Origin of the sequence: Brevundimonas staleyi (assembly GCF_041893865.1) — a bacterium.
GTDB classification, from domain to species: Bacteria; Pseudomonadota; Alphaproteobacteria; order Caulobacterales; family Caulobacteraceae; genus Brevundimonas; species Brevundimonas staleyi.
Map to the genome: position 1 here is coordinate 2,737,145 of NZ_CP169082.1, position 17,201 is coordinate 2,754,345.

Annotated in this window: 18 protein-coding genes and 1 tRNA gene; 2 read left to right on the plus strand and 17 right to left on the minus strand. The window is 65.8% G+C overall.

From position 1 onward, the window contains the following. The 17 genes from nuoN to ACETK8_RS14105 form a co-directional block, all read right to left on the minus strand. Positions 1-1,446, minus strand: coding sequence for an NADH-quinone oxidoreductase subunit NuoN (gene nuoN / locus ACETK8_RS14025; protein WP_374036456.1), 1,446 nt, complete (start codon positions 1,444-1,446; stop codon positions 1-3). Positions 1,447-1,453: 7 nt separating this feature from the next. After that, positions 1,454-2,941 carry an NADH-quinone oxidoreductase subunit M gene (locus ACETK8_RS14030; protein ID WP_374036457.1) on the minus strand — a complete coding sequence of 496 codons (1,488 nt, stop codon included), beginning with the start codon at positions 2,939-2,941 and terminating at the stop codon, positions 1,454-1,456. 1 nt (position 2,942) lies between these two features. Further along, positions 2,943-5,048: an NADH-quinone oxidoreductase subunit L gene (gene nuoL, locus ACETK8_RS14035; RefSeq protein WP_374036458.1), complete on the minus strand. Its 2,106-nt coding sequence runs from the start codon at positions 5,046-5,048 to the stop codon at positions 2,943-2,945. A 2-nt stretch (positions 5,049-5,050) separates the two neighbouring features. After that, a complete protein-coding gene (nuoK, locus tag ACETK8_RS14040) occupies positions 5,051-5,359 on the minus strand; it encodes an NADH-quinone oxidoreductase subunit NuoK (protein ID WP_374036459.1) in 309 nt (102 codons plus the stop codon). After that, positions 5,359-5,985 carry an NADH-quinone oxidoreductase subunit J gene (locus ACETK8_RS14045; protein ID WP_374036460.1) on the minus strand — a complete coding sequence of 209 codons (627 nt, stop codon included), beginning with the start codon at positions 5,983-5,985 and terminating at the stop codon, positions 5,359-5,361. Before ACETK8_RS14045 ends, nuoK begins: the two co-directional genes overlap by 1 nt. A 63-nt stretch (positions 5,986-6,048) precedes the next feature. Beyond that, entirely contained in the window at positions 6,049-6,540 is a 492-nt protein-coding gene (gene nuoI, locus ACETK8_RS14050) for an NADH-quinone oxidoreductase subunit NuoI (RefSeq protein ID WP_374036461.1), read from the minus strand. Beyond that, on the minus strand, positions 6,537-6,758 hold the full coding sequence (locus ACETK8_RS14055) for a hypothetical protein (RefSeq protein ID WP_374036462.1): 222 nt from the start codon (positions 6,756-6,758) through the stop codon (positions 6,537-6,539). The genes nuoI and ACETK8_RS14055 overlap by 4 nt, the downstream gene beginning before the upstream one ends. Beyond that, entirely contained in the window at positions 6,755-7,825 is a 1,071-nt protein-coding gene (gene nuoH / locus ACETK8_RS14060; RefSeq protein ID WP_374036463.1) for an NADH-quinone oxidoreductase subunit NuoH, read from the minus strand. Before nuoH ends, ACETK8_RS14055 begins: the two co-directional genes overlap by 4 nt. A 4-nt stretch (positions 7,826-7,829) precedes the next feature. Continuing rightward, on the minus strand, positions 7,830-9,875 hold the full coding sequence (gene nuoG, locus ACETK8_RS14065; RefSeq protein ID WP_374036464.1) for an NADH-quinone oxidoreductase subunit NuoG: 2,046 nt from the start codon (positions 9,873-9,875) through the stop codon (positions 7,830-7,832). Continuing rightward, on the minus strand, positions 9,875-10,372 hold the full coding sequence (locus ACETK8_RS14070) for a hypothetical protein (RefSeq protein ID WP_374036465.1): 498 nt from the start codon (positions 10,370-10,372) through the stop codon (positions 9,875-9,877). Before ACETK8_RS14070 ends, nuoG begins: the two co-directional genes overlap by 1 nt. Positions 10,373-10,375: 3 nt before the next feature. Then, on the minus strand, positions 10,376-11,689 hold the full coding sequence (gene nuoF / locus ACETK8_RS14075) for an NADH-quinone oxidoreductase subunit NuoF (protein WP_374039407.1): 1,314 nt from the start codon (positions 11,687-11,689) through the stop codon (positions 10,376-10,378). A 384-nt stretch (positions 11,690-12,073) separates the two neighbouring features. Beyond that, on the minus strand, positions 12,074-12,361 hold the full coding sequence (locus ACETK8_RS14080; protein ID WP_374036466.1) for a hypothetical protein: 288 nt from the start codon (positions 12,359-12,361) through the stop codon (positions 12,074-12,076). Next, positions 12,358-13,020 (minus strand): NADH-quinone oxidoreductase subunit NuoE, encoded by a 663-nt coding sequence (nuoE, locus tag ACETK8_RS14085; RefSeq protein WP_374036467.1) that lies wholly within the window; start codon positions 13,018-13,020, stop codon positions 12,358-12,360. The genes ACETK8_RS14080 and nuoE overlap by 4 nt, the downstream gene beginning before the upstream one ends. Next, the gene (locus tag ACETK8_RS14090) at positions 13,017-14,195 is read right to left on the minus strand and encodes an NADH-quinone oxidoreductase subunit D (protein WP_374039408.1); all 1,179 of its coding nucleotides are present in this window, start codon (positions 14,193-14,195) and stop codon (positions 13,017-13,019) included. The genes nuoE and ACETK8_RS14090 overlap by 4 nt, the downstream gene beginning before the upstream one ends. 131 nt (positions 14,196-14,326) lie before the next feature. Continuing rightward, positions 14,327-14,983: an NADH-quinone oxidoreductase subunit C gene (locus tag ACETK8_RS14095; RefSeq protein WP_374036468.1), complete on the minus strand. Its 657-nt coding sequence runs from the start codon at positions 14,981-14,983 to the stop codon at positions 14,327-14,329. Further along, positions 14,980-15,603, minus strand: a complete 624-nt coding sequence (locus tag ACETK8_RS14100) for a NuoB/complex I 20 kDa subunit family protein (RefSeq protein ID WP_374036469.1) — start codon at positions 15,601-15,603, stop codon at positions 14,980-14,982. The genes ACETK8_RS14095 and ACETK8_RS14100 overlap by 4 nt, the downstream gene beginning before the upstream one ends. Next, positions 15,573-15,950 (minus strand): NADH-quinone oxidoreductase subunit A, encoded by a 378-nt coding sequence (locus tag ACETK8_RS14105; protein WP_374036470.1) that lies wholly within the window; start codon positions 15,948-15,950, stop codon positions 15,573-15,575. The genes ACETK8_RS14100 and ACETK8_RS14105 overlap by 31 nt, the downstream gene beginning before the upstream one ends. Positions 15,951-16,209: 259 nt before the next feature. Here ACETK8_RS14105 and ACETK8_RS14110 point away from each other — a divergent pair. Together ACETK8_RS14110 and ACETK8_RS14115 are read left to right on the plus strand one after the other, a co-directional pair. Continuing rightward, positions 16,210-16,286, plus strand: a tRNA-Asp gene (locus ACETK8_RS14110). Positions 16,287-16,438: 152 nt separating this feature from the next. Next, positions 16,439-17,193, plus strand: a protein-coding gene (locus ACETK8_RS14115) for an IS5 family transposase (RefSeq protein WP_374036175.1) whose coding sequence is annotated in 2 segments (ribosomal slippage) — positions 16,439-16,781 and positions 16,781-17,193 — 756 coding nt in all. Because the reading frame shifts where the segments join, the coding sequence is not laid out codon by codon here. Positions 17,194-17,201 lie beyond the last annotated feature (8 nt).

A 17,201-nucleotide genomic window follows, 5' to 3' on the forward strand; every position in this document is an offset into this window, starting at 1 on the left:
CTACCTCGCTCCGAACCCGGTCGCCGCGATACGGGTCAGGGGCTCCAGCCAGGTCAGGCCGACGATGACCAGCGGGAAGCTGAAGGCCGCGCAGGCCCAGCCGATCCACTGGGCCTCGACCGGCGCCTTGTCGGTCTTCGGCTGGCCTTCCGGGGCCTCGTCGAACCACATCAGCTTGATCATGCGCAGGTAGTAGAAGGCGGCCACGACCGAGGCGACAAGACCGGCGGCGCCGACCATCCAGTAGCCGGCCGAGGCGGCCGCGCCGAAGACGTAGTACTTGCCCCAGAAGCCCGAGAACGGCGGCATGCCCAGCACCGACAGGGCCAGGATGGTGATGGCGATGGTCGTCAGCGGACGATCCTTCTTCAGACCGGCGAGGTCCGAGATCTTGCGGATCGGACGGCCCGAACGGCTGAGCGACAGCAGGATGGCGAAGAAGCCCATGGTATCGATCATGTACAGGGTCATGAAGGTGACCATGGCCTGCAGGCCCTGCTCGGTGCCGGCGGCGATGCCGAGGGTGGCGTAGCCGATGTTGGCGATCGACGAATAGGCCAGCAGACGCTGGATGTCCTTCTGGGCCAGACCGCCCCAGGCGCCGACCACGAAGCTGGCCAGACAGATGAGGACCAGGACCTGGGCCCACTGGTCGTGGGCGCCGAGGAAGCCTTCCGACAGGGCGCGGGCGAACAGGACCATGGCGGCCATCTTCGGCGCGGTGGCGAACAGGGCCACGACCGGCGTCGGGGCGCCCTCGTAGACGTCCGGCGTCCACATGTGGAAGGGCGCGGCCGAAACCTTGAACGCCAGACCGCAGATCAGGAAGACCAGGCCGAAGATCAGGCCCGGGCCGGGGTTGGCGGCGGCATAGGCGGCGATGTCCTCGAACCGCATCGAGCCGGCGAAGCCGTAGATCAGGCTGGAGCCGTAGAGCAGCAGGCCCGACGACAGGGCGCCGAGGACGAAATACTTCAGGCCCGCTTCCGACGCCTTGAGGTCGTCGCGGTGATAGGCGGCCAGAACGTACAGAGCCAGCGAGTGCAGTTCGACCCCGACGTAGAGGGAGATCAGGTCGCCCGAGGAGACCATCATCCCCATGCCGACGGCGGCGAGCACGATCAGGATCGGGAACTCGAAACGGGCGATGTTCATCCGCTGCATCCAGCCGCCGCCCAGCACCACGGCGAAGGCCGAGGCGATGTAGATCGCGACCTTGGCGTAGATGGCCAGGGGGTCGGCGACATAGGCGCCGTTGAACGCCGTCCCCAAGGGGCCGGTGGCGGCGACGGCGGAAGCCGCGACCAGGAGGGCCACCGACAGGATGGAAATCAGTCGCGCCGACTTCTCGCCGATGAAGGCGCCGAGCATCAGCAGGACAAGTGCGCCGATCGCGAGCGTCAGCTCGGAAGCGGCGATGTTCAGGGCGTAGGACAGGTCAGGCATTTCTCTCTCACCCGCCGGTCGCGAGCTGCCAGCCGTTGACGACGGCGTCGACGGAGGCTGCGGTGTAGTTCAGGACCAGGTCCGGCTGTACGCCCAACCAGATGGTGCCGACGATCAGGGGGACGAACAGGACCAGCTCGCGCAGGTCGATGTCCTTGATCGTGGCCAGGGCCGGGTTGGTGATCTCGCCGAACATGACGTTGCGGTACAGGGTCAGGGCGTAGACGGCCGACAGGATGACGCCGGTCGCGGCCACAAAGGCGGCCCAGGTCGAGGCCTGGTAGACGCCGGTCATCGTCAGGATTTCCCCGATGAAGCCCGAGGTGCCCGGAAGGCCGACGTTGGCCATGGTGAACATCAGGAAGATGGCGGCGTACCAGGGCATCCGGTTCGTCAGACCGCCGTAGAAGGCGATCTCACGCGTGTGCATCCGGTCGTAGACGACGCCGACGCAGAGGAAGAGCGCGCCCGAGATCAGGCCGTGGCTCAGCATCTGGAAGACGGCGCCCTGCATGCCCTGGGCGTTGCCGGCGAAGATGCCCATGGTCACGAAGCCCATGTGGGCGACCGACGAATAGGCGATCAGCTTCTTGATGTCCGTCTGACGGAAGGCGACCAGCGAGGTGTAGGCGATGGCGATCACCGACAGGGTGAAGACCAGCGGCTGGTACTGGATCGACGCATCCGGGAACATCGGCACGTTGAACAGGATGAAGCCGTAGCCGCCGAGCTTCAGCAGGATGCCGGCCAGGATGACCGAGCCCGCCGTGGGCGCCTGAACGTGGGCGTCCGGCAGCCAGGTGTGGACCGGCCACATCGGCATCTTCACCGCGAAGGAGGCGAAGAAGGCCAGCCACAGGATCGACTGGGCCCAGGGGCTGAAGGCGTATTCCTTGAGCGCCGGAATGCTGGTGGTGCCGGCCTCGTTGGCCATCCACAGCATGGCCAGGAGCATCAGGACGGACCCGAGCAGGGTGTAGAGGAAGAACTTGTAGGCCGCGTAGATGCGGTTCTGACCGCCCCAGACGCCGATGATGATGAACATCGGAACCAGGGTGCCCTCGAAGAAGATGTAGAAGAGGAACAGATCCAGCGAAGTGAAGACGCCGATGACCAGGGTCTCCAGCACCAGGAAGGCGATCATGTAGTCGCCGACGCGCTCCTCCACCGACTTCCAGCTCGACAGGATGCAGATCGGCATCAGGAAGGCGGTCAGGAGGACGAACAGGATCGAGACCCCGTCGACGCCCAGGTGGTAGCTGGCGCCTGCGAACCAGACGTAGTTCTCCACGAACTGATAGGCCGGGTTCGATGAGTCGAACTGCAACACCAGCACGGTGGAGACCGCCAGCACGACCAGGGTCGTGATCAGGGCCACCCAGCGGGCGATGTTTTCTTCGTTCGACTTGGCCGTCAGCTTGGCCAGCACGATCAGCAACGCGCCGACCAGCGGCAGGAAGGTGACCACGCTCAGGATATTGGGGATCGCACCCATCTTATGCGCCCCAGGCGTAGATGGCGAAGGCGAGCAGACCGGCCACGCCGAGCAGCATCACGAACGCATAGTGATAGACATAGCCGGACTGGATCTTGGCCAGTCGCGCGGCGGATTTCAGCGAAGCCCAGGCGGCGCCGTTCGGCCCCAGCCCGTCGATGATCTTCACGTCGCCGATCTTCCAGAACAGATCGCCGAGGCCCTTGGCGCCCTTCACGAAGAGCACGTTGTAGAGCTCGTCGAAGTACCACTTGTTGTAGAGGAAGCTCCACAGCGGGCCCTGGTTGACGGCCATGCGCTTGGCCAGACCTTCACGCAGGACGTAGTAGTAGAAGGCGATGAAGGCCCCCAGCAGGGTCACGATCAGCGGCGACCACTTCACCCATTTGGGCACACTGTGGCTCTCGTGCAGAACGTGGTTGTCCACGCCCGAGAAGATGGCGCCGCGCCAGAACTCACCTTCATAGTCGCCGATGAAGTACGGCGCGAAGACGAAGCCGGCCGCGATGGCGCCGAGCGACAGCAGGACCAGCGGGACCAGCATCACCGGGGGGCTTTCGTGCGGGCGCAGCGGGCCATGGTGGTGATCGTCGTGGGCGTGGTCGTCGTGCGCGTCCGGCTCGGAGTGGGTTTCGATCTGGGCGTGCGAGGCGTGATCGTCGTGCCCATGAGCGTGATGGGGGTCGTGCGCGTGCGCGGCCATGGCTTCTTCCGTCCACTGCGGCTTGTTGTGGAAGGTCATGAAGATCAGGCGCCACGAATAGTAGCTGGTCAGGCAGGCCGCCAGGATGCCGACGACGAAGGCGAAATAGCCGGCCGGCGAATGGCCGCTGGTCGCCGCCGCGAAGGCGCTCTCGATGATCGAGTCCTTGGAGTAGAAGCCGGCGAAGCCGCCGATTTCCGGAATGCCCAGGCCGGTGATGGCGATGGTGCCAATCATCATGACCGCATAGGTCACGGGCAGCAGCTTCCACAGACCGCCCATCTTCCGCATGTCCTGCTCGTGGTGCATGCCGTGGATCACCGAGCCCGCGCCCAGGAACAGCAGCGCCTTGAAGAAGGCGTGGGTGAACAGGTGGAACATGGCCGACTCGTACACACCGACGCCGGCGGCGAAGAACATGTAGCCGAGCTGCGAACAGGTCGAATAGGCAATGACCCGCTTGATGTCGTTCTGCATCAGACCGACCGTCGCGGCGAACAGGGCCGTGACCGCGCCGATGATGGCGATGATCAGGGACGCCGTGGGCGCATACTCGTAGATCGGGCTCAGCAGGCAGACCATGTAGACGCCGGCGGTGACCATGGTCGCCGCGTGGATCAGGGCGGACACGGGCGTCGGGCCTTCCATGGCGTCCGGCAGCCAGGTGTGCAGGAAGAACTGCGCCGACTTGCCCATCGCGCCGATGAACAGGAGGAAGCCCGCCAGGTCGAGCGCCGACCAGGTGTGGCCCAGAAACTCCCAGCCCGTACCGGCCTTGGCCGAGATCATCGGGAACAGTTCGGCGAACTGGATCGTGCCGAACATCCAGAAGACGGTGATGATGCCGAGCGCGAAGCCGAAGTCGCCGACGCGGTTGACCACGAAGGCCTTGATGGCGGCGGCCGAAGCGGTCGGTTTCTTGAACCAGAAGCCGATCAGCAGATAGGAGGCCAGGCCCACCCCTTCCCAGCCGAAGAACAGCTGCATGAAGTCGGCGGCCGTCACCAGCATCAGCATGGCGAAGGTGAAGAGGGACAGATAGGCGAAGAAGCGCGGCTTGCTATCGTCCTCGGCCATGTACCCCCAGGAATAGAGGTGGACGAGGGACGAGACGCTGGTCACCACGACCAGCATGGTCGCCGACAGGGCGTCCACGCGGATCGACCAGTTGGACTGGAAGTCGCCCACGTTGATGAAGGGCGAGACGGTGACCGTGAAGGCCTCCAGGTGGCCCCAGGTCCACTGGCTGAAGACCGTCCAGGCGACGAAGCACGAGAAGAAGAGCAGGCCGGTCGTGACCGCCTGCGAAGGAATGTTGCCGATGCGGCGGCCGAAGAAGCCGGCGACGGCGGCGCCGAGCAGCGGGGCGAAGACGCCCAGGGTGACGAGCAGTTCGAGAGACACGATCAGCCCTTCATCACGCTGGCGTCGTCGACGGCGATGTCGCCGCGATTACGGAAGAAGGTCACCAGGATGGCGAGGCCGACGGCGGCCTCCGCGGCGGCGACCGTCAGGACGAACATCGCCATGATCTGCCCCGACACGTCGTTCAGGTAGGTCGAGAAGGCGACGAAATTGATGTTCACGGCCAGGAGGATCAGCTCGACCGACATCAGGATGATGATGACGTTCTTGCGGTTCACGAAGATGCCGAAGACCCCGATGGTGAACAGCATCGCCGCCACCGCCAGATAGTGCTGCAGGGTGACTTCCATCAGCGCAGCTCCTCGCCGGTGACGCCGACGCCGGTGACGACGCCCTTGATCTCGATCGCCGTCTTGCGGTCGCGGTTGGTCTGGGCGCCCGGGTCCTGGCGACGGACCGAGGTCCGCTTGCGCAGGGTCAGGACGATGGCGCCGATCATCGCGATCAGCAGGACGATGCCGGCCGCCTGGAAGAAGTAGATGTAGTCCGTGTAGAGCACCCGGCCGATGGCCTCGATGTTCGACATCTCGGCGGTCGCCACGGCCGGGGCCGTCGCATCGGCGGCCGCTCCGCCCTGGACCACCACGATCGAGATCATGATCATCTCGGCCAGCAGGATGCCCGCCACGATCGCGGCCAGCGGCAGATAGGTCGCATATCCCTCTCGCAGGCGGACGAAGTCGACGTCCAGCATCATGACCACGAACAGGAACAGCACCGCGACGGCGCCGACGTAGACGACCACCAGCAGCATCGCCAGGAACTCGGCGCCCAGGAGGACGAACAGACCCGCCGACGAGAAGAAGGCCAGGATCAGCCACAGGACCGAGTGCACGGGGTTGCGCGCGGTCACGACCAGAAGGCCGGAGACCACGGCCGTCGCCGCCATCAGATAGAACGCTATGCCTTGCAGCATGGGAGGGACGATGCCCCTTTCAGTCGGTTGTGCGGCGAGCCCTTAAGGAATCGCGCGCTTCGTTTAGCGATAGGGGGCGTCGAGTTCCAGATTCTTGGCGATCTGCCGTTCCCAGCGGTCGCCATTATCCAGCAGTCGGGCCTTGTCGTAGTAGAGTTCCTCGCGCGTCTCGGTGGCGAACTCTGAGTTCGGTCCCTCGACGATGGCGTCCACCGGGCAGGCCTCCTGGCACAGGCCACAGTAGATGCATTTGACCATGTCGATGTCGTAGCGGGTCGTGCGGCGGCTGCCGTCCGAGCGGGGCTCCGACTCGATCGTGATGGCCTGGGCGGGGCAGATGGCCTCGCACAGTTTGCAGGCGATGCAGCGTTCCTCGCCGTTCGCGTAGCGACGGAGCGCATGCTCGCCCCGGAAGCGCGGCGACTGGGGGTTCCGCTCGAACGGATAGTTCACCGTGTACTTGGGCTTGGCCATGTACTTGAGCGACAGGCCGATGGCGCCGAACAGGTCCAGCATCATCGCGCCCTTGGCGGCCTGGGCGATACGGGTGATCATCGGACGGGGTCTCCCGGACGGGTGCAGTCGCGTTCGTACCGCGCCGTGTCCTTGTTCATGATGGCGCACAGGCGCTGGCGCTCGGCCTCGCGGCGCTCGATGCCTTCCTGGCGGCGCTGCCACTGGTACGGCGAGTTGGGCAGGTCTTCATACGGCTGCGGGAAGGTGCAGCCGGCCAGGGTGGCGGCGGTGACGGCGATGAGGGCCATGCGGATCATGACCCCACCGCGAAGACGCGCCAGGCCGAGGTGATCACCACGGCCACCAGCGAGGTCGGCAGGAAGATCTTCCAGCCCAGGCGCATCAGCTGATCGTAGCGGTAGCGAGGCACGAAGGCCTTCACCAGCGAGATCATGAAGAACCAGAAGACGATCTTGGCGAAGAAGACGAAGAACAGCAGCAGGTTGACCAGGAAGGGCGGCCACTCGGCGGCGAAGTCGATCGGGAAGCCGGGGTTCCAGCCGCCGAAGAACAGGATCGAGATCATCGCGCACATGAAGATGATGTTCACGTACTCGCCCATCATGAACAGCAGATAGGGCGTCGACGAATACTCGACCTGATAGCCGGCCACGAGTTCGGACTCGGCCTCGGGCAGGTCGAAGGGCGGGCGGTTGGTTTCGGCCAGGGCCGAGACGAAGAACATGATCATCATCGGGATCATGACCACGACCAGGGGCCAGGTCTCGACGCCGCCGCCGAAGACGTACCAGTTCCAGATCCAGCCTTCCTGCGAGGACACGATGTCCGACAGGTTCATCGTACCGGCCAAGAGGATGACGTTGATGATGATCAGGCCGATGGAGACTTCATAGGACACCATCTGGGCCGCCGAACGCAGCGAACCCAGGAACGGATACTTCGAGTTCGAAGCCCAGCCGCCCATGATGATGCCGTAGACGCCCATCGAGGAGATGGCGAAGACGTAGAGGATGCCGACGTTCAGGTCCGAGATGACCCAGCCCGGGGCGAACGGAATGACGGCCCAGACGATGAAGGCCGTCAGCACGGTGATCACCGGGGCCAGCAGGAAGACGACCTTGTCGGCGCCGGCCGGGACGACGATCTCCTTCAGCACGAACTTGATCATGTCCGCGAAGGACTGAAGCAGGCCGAAGGGGCCGACGACGTTCGGGCCCTTGCGCATCTGCACGCCCGCCCAGATCTTGCGGTCGGCCAAGAGCAGGAAGGCGACGGCGATCAGGACGCCGACGGTCACCAGCAGAACGGCGCCCGTGGTGGCCAGGGTCCAGCCGAGCGGCGTGGTCCAGAAGTTCGGTTCCATGCGTCTACTCCGCCGCCAGCAGGGCCGGAGCCATGCGCTGGGCGCTGAGCTCGGCCATCGTCGCGCTGGCGCGCGCGATCGGGTTGTTCAGATAGGGGTCGACCACGGCCGAGGTCAGGACGACATCGCCCAGCTCGCCCTTGGCGCCCAGGCTCGCGACATCGAACGAACCGGCCGGGGCCAGGTAGTCGATGCGGCCGAAGGTCGGGTGGTCCGCCATCAGTTTCGAGCGCAGTTGATCCAGGGTGTCGTACGGCAGGGTGTGGCCGACGCGTTCCGACAGGGCGCGGATGATGGCCCAGTCTTCCTTCGCCTGGCCCTTCGGGAAGACGGCGCGTTCGCCCATCTGAACCCGACCCTCGGTGTTGACGTAGAGGCCCGACTTCTCGGTCCAGGCGGCGCCCGGCAGGATGACGTCGGCGGTGTGGGCGCCGCGGTCGCCGTGGCTGCCCAGATAGACCTTGAAGGCCTTGGACGGGCCGGTCTCGATCTCGTCGGCGCCGAGCAGGAACAGCACGTCCAGCGCGCCCTTCTGAACCATCTCGTGGGCCGTCAGGCCGCCGTTCGCCGGGATGAAGCCCATGTCCAGACCGCCGACGCGGGCGGCGGCCGAGTGCAGGACGTTGAAGCCGTTCCAGCCGTCCTTCACCACGCCGACCTTGGCGGCCAGCTTGCCCAGCTGTTGCAGGACGGTGGCGCCGTTCGGGCCGCGCAGGGCGCCCTCCCCCACCACGATGGCGGGACGTTCGGCATTGGTCAGGGCGTCGGTCGCGGCCTTCGGCAGCTTCGACAGGGTCTTGGTGCCGCGACCGACGACATCGAAGTCGTAGGTCAGGTCGGCGACGTCGCCGATGACGCCGACGCTGGTCTTGCCGGCCAGCCAGCTCTTGCGGATCCGCTGGTTCAGCAGCGGCGCCTCGGTGCGCGGATTGACGCCCACCAGCAGGATGGAGTCTGCGTTTTCAAGGCCTTGCAGGCCGGTGTTGAACAGCCAGCCCTCACGCGGGCCGTGGCCCAGAGCCGAGCCGTCCTGGCGGCAGTCGGTGTTGGCCGAGCCCAGGGCGCGGTACAGGTCCAGCGCCGCCTTCATCGATTCCGCGTCCTGCAGGTCGCCGGCGACGACGCCGATCTTCTCCGGCTTGGCGGCCTTCAGCTTCTCGGCGACGGCGTTCAGGGCCTCGTCCCACGAGGCGGCGCGCAGCTTGCCGTTCTCGCGGACATAGGGACGGTCCAGGCGGCGGGCCTGCAGGCCGTCGACGACGTAGCGGCTCTTGTCGGCCAGCCACTCCTCGTTGATGCCCTCATGCACGCGCGGCAGGATGCGCATGACCTCGGCGCCCTTGGACTGGGCCGAGATGTTGGAGCCCAGGGCGTCCATGACGTCGATGGTCTCGGTCCGCTTAAGCTCCCACGGACGGTAGTGGTACTGCCACGGACGGTGCGTCAGGGCGCCGACCGGGCACAGGTCGTTGACGTTGCCCGACAGTTCGGAGCCCACGGCCTGTTCCAGATAGGTGGTGATCTCGGCGTCCTCGCCGCGCGAGATCATGCCGATGTCCGGCGCGCCGGCCACTTCACTGATGAAGCGCACGCAACGGGTGCACTGGATGCAGCGCGTCATGAAGGTCTTGATGGTCGGACCCATGTGCTTTTCTTCGACCGCGCGCTTGTTCTCGGCATAGCGAGAACCGTCGCGGCCATAGCCCATGGCCTGGTCCTGCAGGTCGCATTCGCCGCCCTGGTCGCAGATCGGGCAATCCAGCGGGTGGTTGATGAGCAGGAACTCCATCACCCCTTCGCGGGCCTTCTTCACCATCGGCGTGTCGGTGAAGATTTCCTGGTTCTCGGCGGCCGGCAGGGCGCACGAGGCCTGGGGCTTCGGCGGTCCGGGCTTCACCTCGACCAGGCACATGCGGCAGTTGCCGGCGATCGAAAGCCGCTCGTGGTAGCAGAAGCGCGGGATTTCGTGCCCGGCGCGCTCGGCGACCTGGAGCACGGTCATGCCGGGCTCGAACTCGGTTTCGACGCCGTTGACCTTGGCGACGGGCATCAGCGGACCTCTTCTTCAGCGCGGACGACCTCGGTGGCCGTCTGCGTCGTGCCATCAGGCAACGTCTGGGTGATCGCGATCTCGTCGCCGCGGATGGCGTAGAGCACGACCGGATCACCGGCTTCATTCATCCACCGCACGGAGGCGGGATCGGGCAGGTCGAGCGGCTTCCAGACCACCATGCCGTCGGCGGCGCGGCACTGGGCCTTCATCACGCCGCCGTCGACGGGGGCGCGCCACTGGGCGTTGACGATCTGACCCTCGATGCCGGTGATCTCGATGGCCGCAACCTCCTGGCCGTGGATGGCGGCGAGGCCGGCCTTGCACACGCGGCGCAGGTCGACGGCCGTCAGGACGGCGGGCGTCACGGCCACGGCGTCGGACGCCGGCGCCTTTTCAGCGACGATCTCCGAAGGCGTCGGCTCGGCCTTCTCCGGCGCGCGGTTGCACGCGGCCAGGGAGGCGATCGCCACAGTCAGGATGAGCGCGGTCCGCATCCCCTACTCCGCCGCGATGGCGTGGCCGGCGAAGTTCGCGCGGCGGGTGCGGTAGGAGGCGATGCGGTCCTCGATCTCGTGACGGAAGTGACGGATCAGGCCCTGGACCGGCCAGGCGGCGGCGTCGCCGAGGGCGCAGATGGTGTGGCCCTCGACCTGACCGGCGACGTCGAGCAGGAGGTCGATCTCCGACGGATCGGCCTCGCCCACGGCCATGCGTTCCAGCACGCGCCACATCCAGCCGGTGCCTTCGCGGCACGGCGTACACTGGCCGCAGCTCTCATGCTTGTAGAAATAGCTGATGCGGGCGATCGCCTTCACCAGATCGGTCGACTGGTCCATGACGATGACCGCCGCGGTGCCCAGACCCGAGCGCATGTCGCGCAGGCTGTCGAAGTCCATCAGGGCCGTCTCGGACATCTCGCGCGTGATGAGCGGGACGGAGACGCCGCCCGGGATCACGGCCTTAAGGTTATCCCAGCCGCCGCGCACGCCGCCGCAATGCTCTTCCAGCAGCTGGCGCAGCGGGATCGACATGGCCTCTTCGACATTGCACGGCTTGTTCACGTGGCCGCTGATCGACATCAGCTTGGTGCCCGTGTTGTTCGGACGGCCGAAGCCGGCGAACCAGTCGGCGCCGCGACGCAGGATGGTGCCGACGACGGCGATGGATTCGACGTTGTTCACGGTGGTCGGGCAGCCATAGAGGCCCGCGCCGGCGGGGAACGGCGGCTTCAGGCGCGGCTGACCCTTCTTGCCTTCCAGCGATTCCAGAAGCGCGGTCTCTTCACCGCAGATGTAAGCGCCCGCCCCGTGGTGGATGTAGACGTCGAAGTCCCAGCCGTGGACGTTGTTCTTGCCGATCAGCTTGGCCTCGTAGGCCTGCTTGACGGCGGCTTCCATCCGCTCGCGCTCGAGGACGTACTCGCCACGCAGATAGATGTAGCAGGCGTGGGCCTGCATCGCGAAGGAGGCGATCAGGCAGCCTTCGATCAGCAGGTGGGGATCATGACGCATGATCTCCCGGTCCTTGCAGGTGCCGGGCTCGGACTCGTCGGCGTTGACGACGAGATAGTGCGGACGATCCTTCACCTCCTTGGGCATGAAGGACCACTTCAGACCCGTGGAGAAGCCGGCGCCGCCGCGACCGCGCAGGCCGGAGTTCTTGACGTTGGTGATGAGCCAGTCGCGGCCCATGTCCAGCATGTCCTTGGTCGCGTTCCAGCAGCCGCGGTTCTTCGCCCCTTCCAGACCCCAGTCCTGGAGGCCGTACAGGTTGGTGAAGATGCGATCCTTGTCTTGCAACAGACCAGCCATCAGCGGAGGCCCTCCACGGCCGTTGCCGCCGACGCCCTTGCCGCGCGGGCGCGAGAGTTCGCTGCGACGGTCGCCGGTGCGGCGCTCGTCTGGCGGAGGCGGACGCTGGCCGCTTGAATTTGGGGGTGTCTGATCAGGCGCATTCGGGGAACCGGCGGGAGAAGACGGAGGGGACGGCGCGGCGGGTGTTGGTGTCGCGGGCTGGGCCGCGGCCCCGCCCAGCGGCAGGGCGCTGGCGCCCATCAGATTGGCCATGAACAGGCCGGCGACGCCGCGCTTCGGATGTTTCGATGTCACGACGGTCCCCCGAACGTCTTGAGATCACGGATACTGGAACGATCATCGCACGCACGCGCGACGGTTCGCCGACAACGGGACGCGCGCTCATCGGGCGGCTCCGTCCAGCTCGGCCATGCGGCGGCGGTGATGACGATTGCGAAGGAAGGTGGTGGCGATCACCAGAGCCCAGCCGGCGGCCAGAAGGCCGTAGCCGATCACGACCGAACCCTCGGGCAGGCCCATGAACCCGCGCGAGGCGCCGACACAGAAGAGCGCGGCCAGCAGGATCAGGGCCAGCCCCGTCCAGCGCAGCGGCAGGGCGACGGCGCGCAGCTCCGCCCTGTAGGCGGCGCGGCCTTCTTCGGTGTCGAGGTCGGGCGGGCTCAGGGTCACGCGGAGACAGGCTCCGAGTTCGGCAGCTTCTTGATCGGCTTGGCGGCCGAGCCGTCATACAGCTTCGGATCGGTCAGGGTCTGGGCCCCGCCCTCCGGCGCCGAGTTGACGCGATCGACGCGCGGGCCCGGCTTCGGCGACTTGCCGGCGGCGAAGTCGTCGATGATCTGGTTCATGTCGGCGGCGGTCAGGTCTTCGAAATAGTAGTCGTTGACCATGGCCATCGGGGCGTTGACGCAGGCGCCCAGGCACTCGACCTCTTCCCAGTAGAATTTGCCGTCGGCCGACAGGGTCTGTTTCGGACCGATGCGGCTCTTGCAGACCTTCATCAGCTCGCCCGAGCCGCGCAGCATGCAGGGCGTGGTGCCGCAGACCTGGATCAGGGCGGCCGAGCCGACCGGCTCCAGCATGAACATGGTGTAGAAGGTCGCGACCTCCAGCACCCGGATGTAGGCCATGCCGAGGTAGTCGGCGAGCGTGCGGATGGCAGGCTCCGAGACCCAGCCTTCCTGCTTCTGGATCAGCCACAGGCCCGGGATCACCGCCGACTGGCGACGGTCTTCGGGGTATTTCTGGATCCACCAGTCCAGCTTGGTCTTGGTCGCCTTGGCGAAGGCGAACGAGGCGGGTTGGTCTTTGGCGAGACGACGAACGCTCATCGGTCCACTTCTCCGAAAACGATGTCGAGCGAGCCCAGGATGGCGGAGACGTCGGCCAGCATGTGGCCGCGGTTCATCCAGTCCATCGCCTGGAGGTGACGGAAGCCGGGGGCCGAAATCTTGCAGCGGTAAGGCTTGTTGGTGCCGTCCGAGACCAGATAGACGGCGAACTCGCCCTTGGGCGCCTCGACGGCGGCGTAGACCTCGCCTTCCGGCGTGTGGAAGCCTTCGGTGTAGAGCTTGAAGTGATGGATCAGGGCTTCCATCGAACGCTTCATCTCACCGCGCTTGGGCGGCACGATCTTGTTGTCCTCGACCATGACTGGGTCGCCCGGACAGTTGCGCAGCTTGTGAATGCACTGCTCCATGATGTGGAGCGACTGCTTCATCTCTTCGACGCGGCACAGGTAACGGTCCCAGCAGTCGCCGTTCTTGCCGACGACGATGTCGAACTCCAGCTCGGCGTAGCACTCGTAAGGCTGCGACTTGCGCAGGTCCCACGGAATGTCCGAGCCGCGGATCATCACGCCGGAGAAGCCCCAATCCAGGGCCTGCTGCTTCGACACCACGCCGATGTCGACGTTGCGCTGCTTGTAGATGCGGTTTTCGGTGACCAGGGCCTCGATGTCGTCGAGGTCCTTGGGGAAGTCGGCGCAGAAGCGGCCGATGTCGTCGATCAGGGCCATCGGCAGGTCCTGGTGGACGCCGCCGGGGCGGAAGTAGTTGGCGTGCAGACGCGCGCCGCAGGCCCGCTCGTAGAAGACCATCAGCTTCTCGCGCGGCTCGAAGCCCCACAGAGGCGGCGTCAGGGCCCCGACGTCCAGCGCCTGGGTCGTGATGTTCATCAGGTGGTTCAGGATCCGCCCGATCTCGCAATACAGGACGCGGATCAGCTGGGCGCGATACGGCACCTCGATCTCGAGCAGACGCTCGATGGCCAGGCAGAAGGCGTGCTCCTGGTTCATCGGCGACACGTAGTCGAGACGGTCGAAATACGGGATGTTCTGGAGGTAGGTGCGCGCCTCCATCAGCTTCTCGGTTCCGCGGTGCAGCAGGCCGATGTGCGGATCGACGCGTTCGACCACCTCGCCGTCCAGCTCCAGCACCAGACGCAGCACGCCGTGCGCGGCCGGGTGTTGCGGGCCGAAGTTGATGGTGAACTTGCGGTCGTCCATCTCCTTGGCGTGGTCGGTGCGGTAGTCCGCGAAGGCGTCCACGCCGTGCGAGATGTGACCCAGGTCGTCGGAGACCACGTCCAGAGAGGCGCGATCGGGGGTCGCGTTGGCGATCTTCATGTCGTCAGCCATCAGGCCTTGCCTCCCGAAGGCGTGCCGGCGGAGCCTGCGGCCTTCTCATCGCCCGGCAGGACCGGCGCGGGATACTCGGCGCCTTCCCAGGGGGACAGGAAGTCGAAGTTGCGGAACTCCTGCGTCAGCTTGACGGGTTCGTAGACGACCCGCTTCTGCTCTTCGTCGTACCGGACCTCGACATAGCCGGTCATCGGGAAGTCCTTGCGGAGCGGATGCCCCTGGAAGCCGTAGTCGGTCAGCATCCGGCGCAGATCCGGGTGGCCCGAGAACAGCATGCCGTACATGTCGAACGCCTCGCGCTCGAACCAGCCGGCCGACGGATAGACCGGAATGGCGCTAGGGACGGCCTGGACCTCGTCGGTCGTCACCTTGACCCGGATGCGGGCGTTCCGCGTCAGGCTGAGCAGGTGATAGACCACGTCGAACCGCTCGGCCCGATCCGGATAGTCCACGCCGCAGACGTCCATCAGCTGCTGGAAGCCGAAACGGTCGCGCAAGGACGTCAGGACCTCGATGATCCGGTCGCGATGGCAGGTGATCGTCAGTTCACCAAAGGCCACGGTCGCATCGACCTGAAGCTCGGCGACCATCTCCTGACCCAGCGGGGTCAGGACTTCGGTATTGCGCGCCACGGCGGCGAGAGAACCGTTCATCGCTCGATCGTCCCGGTGCGGCGGATCTTCTTCTGCAGCTGCAGCAGGCCATAGACCAGGGCCTCCGCCGTCGGCGGGCAACCCGGCACGTAAGCGTCGACCGGCACGATCCGGTCGCAACCCCGAACCACGCTGTAGCTGTAGTGGTAGTAGCCGCCGCCGTTGGCGCAGGAGCCCATGGACAGGACGTAGCGCGGGTCCGGCATCTGGTCGTAGACCTTGCGCAGGGCCGGAGCCATCTTGTTGGTCAGGGTGCCGGCCACGATCATCAGGTCCGACTGACGCGGGCTGGCGCGCGGGGCCATGCCGAAACGCTCCAGATCGTAGCGCGGCATCGACGCCTGGATCATCTCCACGGCGCAGCAGGCCAGACCGAAGGTCATCCACATCAGCGAGCCCGTGCGGGCCCAGTTGATGACGTCGTCCAGCGAGGTCGTCAGGAAGCCCTGCTCGTTGACCTCGGTGTTGACCGCCTCGAAGAACTTGTCGTGGATCTTGGGGTCATAGCCTTGAACCGTCGAACGCGCGCCCTGGCCGTAGGCCGTGGGCAAAGGCGAGGACGGGGCGATCAGACCGCCGGCGGGAGGAGTCACTGCCATTCCAGCGCGCCCTTCTTCCATTCGTAGATGAAGCCGACCGTCAGCACGCCCAGGAAGGCCATCATCGACCAGAAGGCGAAGACCATGCCCGCGTGGCTGAGGTCGAACATCGACACGGCCCAGGGGAACAGGAAGGCCACTTCCAGGTCGAAGATGATGAACAGGATCGACACGAGATAGAACCGCACGTCGAACTTCATCCGGGCGTCATCGAAGGCGTTGAAGCCGCATTCGTAGGCCGAGAGCTTTTCCGAGTCGGGGCTGGTGGGAGCCATGGCCCACGACGCGACCATGAAACCGACCCCGATCACCACGGCGATGGCCACGAAGATCACGATCGGCAGATACTGGAGAAGAAATGCGTTCATAGAATTGGGTCCAGGCCGCGAGGGAGGGCGGCGGATTCGGCGCTTTCTAGACCCAACCTCGGCCGGGTTCAAACCCATGCGGCGAAAGGATTTTTGTTGAGAACGGTTCGCAGAAATCGGCTGTTTTTCAGGGTCCACGGAGGGATTTTCGGACAACGGAAAAATCTGTCGAAATCGTCCGAATGGTCGTTGACAGGGAACAGCCCCCCCGCCTAAACGACGCCCCTCGCCGCGGCGCACTGCACCGCCGACGGGAAACGCGGGTGTAGCTCAGTTGGTTAGAGTGCCGGCCTGTCACGCCGGAGGTCGCGGGTTCGAGCCCCGTCACTCGCGCCACTTCTTCTTACAATGAAATCAGAAGAAGTGGCGCGCCCCGCCTGCGCCTTAGCGTTGCCGTAGGTCGCGAAGCGTTTTAGGGTCCAGACCCATAAGCGGGATTCCCAGATCGGGCGAAGCGTGATTCCCTGCTTTGAGGCAGGAGGACGAACATGGCTTCAGAGTTCTGGTTGACGGATGCTCAGTTCGAGCGGCTTCGGCCGTTTCTGCCGAGCAAGCCTCGTGGCGTGCCCCGGGTCGATGATCGACGGGTGATCTCGGGAATCGTTCATGTGCTGATCAGCGGCGGGCGCTGGATCGATGCGCCGCCGATCTACGGCCCTCGCAAGACGCTCTACAATCGCTGGGTCCGTTGGGCCAAGGCGGGCGTCTGGATGAGGGCGTTCGAAGAGTTGGCGGCGTCGGGCGGGCCGCCGGCCGAGCTGATGCTGGACTCGACCTGGGCCAAGGCTCACCGCTCGGCGACGGGCGGAAAGGGGGGGCTTCGGCCAACGGCATAGGTCGCTCGCGCGGCGGGCCGACCACCAAGCTGCACGCCCTGGTCGATGGATTGGGGCGGCTCGTCGCCTTCATGATCACGCCCGGCCAGCGCGGCGACGCACCGGTCGCGGCCGACCTGATCCAGGCCGCGCCCGCGTCAGCGACCCTCGCCGCCGACCGGGCCTACGACAGCGACGTCCTGAGACGCCTGCTGCGGGCGCGAGGCACGACCCCGGTCATCCCCAACGCGCCTTATCGCAAGCGACTGCACCCCTTCGACCCCGAGCCTTACAAGCGAAGGAACCTCGTCGAGCGCGCCTTCTGCCGTATCAAGGACTTCCGCCGCGTCGCCACTCGATACGACAAGCTCGCCTGCACATACGCAGCCGCCGTCGCCCTCGCGGCCATCATCGTCTGGTGGTTATGAGTCTGGAC